Raw genomic sequence first — 1,105 nt, 5'->3', positions numbered from 1 at the left:
GATTGCCGGCATCGCCGACAAGGACGGAGAAAGTGCCGCCGACCTGATTCGCCGTGAGGCGGTGGAAGAGGCCGGGCTGACCCTGGGCACCATGGAACCGATCGCGGCCTACATGCCCAGCCCCGGTGGCACCAATGAGCGCCTGCAGGTGTTCGTGGGCCATGCCGATCTGGCCGGCGCTGGCGGCATTTTCGGCTGTCCGGACGAGGGCGAAGACATTCGTGCGGTCACCGTGAGTGCCGATGACATTCCTGGGCTGCTGGAAAGCGGTCAGGTGGATAACGCCGCGTCGCTGATTGCCCTGCAATGGTTGCTGTTGAACCGCGCCCGCCTGGATGCGGCCTGGGGCGGGCAGTGAGCCGCCGCGAGCGTTACCGGCTGGATTTTCGTGCGCTGATGACCCAGTGCGAGGAAAACTATGCGCGCCTGTTGCCCTTAATGAAGGCGTTGGGTGAGCGAGACAGCATGGCGGTGGAAGTGGGACATGACCAGCATCCCCATACCCTGCAGATGCGTGTGCTGGAGCGTTCTCCCTACACCACCACGGTGCGTCTGGAAGATCAGGAATTGCTGGAAGCCTTGCCAGCGTCTCGGCTCACCGTGCGCATGTACCACGATGCGCGGCTGGCGGAAGTCACCGAAGCGCGTCCTTTCCGGCGGGTTAACGCCCGCTACGCCTACCCTAATCGCAACATGCATCAGCGCGACGAGAAGGTGCAGTGGAACCGGTTTCTGGCAGAGTGGCTGCGCCACCTCCATGACCACGGCCGCGACAGTGGCCAGGCCTGGCGCCAACAGGTCACTGGCAGTTGAGCAGATGGCGCTGTGAGTGCGTGGGTGCCTGCCACTCCCCGGATACAGAAGCAACCCGCTCTGCGGTTTCTTCGTAGAGAAATGGTAACCAATTCCAGCTCTTGGATCTGTTTCCTAGAAAAGTGCCATCATCTTGGTTATAAGTGACGTTGAGGGCGGCCTTGCGGTACTGGGGAGTACAAGGAAGGGCCGTCAACGAGATATGGGACCATAATAACGGTTACGGGAGCGGGGATCTTGACGCAGCAGTTGCAGCCCCTTCGAGTCGTGCAGTTGTCAGACTGTCATTTGT

Annotated in this window: 1 protein-coding gene and 1 pseudogene; both read left to right on the top strand. The window is 61.3% G+C overall.

Translation table 11 applies throughout. The annotated features are described in order from the left end of the window. Window positions 1-358, top strand: a pseudogene (gene nudF, locus A3730_RS32180) (ADP-ribose diphosphatase); the annotation flags it as partial. Then, window positions 355-813 carry a DUF1249 domain-containing protein gene (locus A3730_RS24550; RefSeq protein ID WP_082872340.1) on the top strand — a complete coding sequence of 153 codons (459 nt, stop codon included), beginning with the start codon at window positions 355-357 and terminating at the stop codon, window positions 811-813. The pseudogene nudF and the gene A3730_RS24550, both read left to right, overlap by 4 nt. Window positions 814-1,105: the final 292 nt, after the last annotated feature.

This window comes from Alcanivorax sp. HI0044 (genome assembly GCF_001634945.1).
This window is presented reverse-complemented; position numbering and strand designations above follow the sequence as displayed.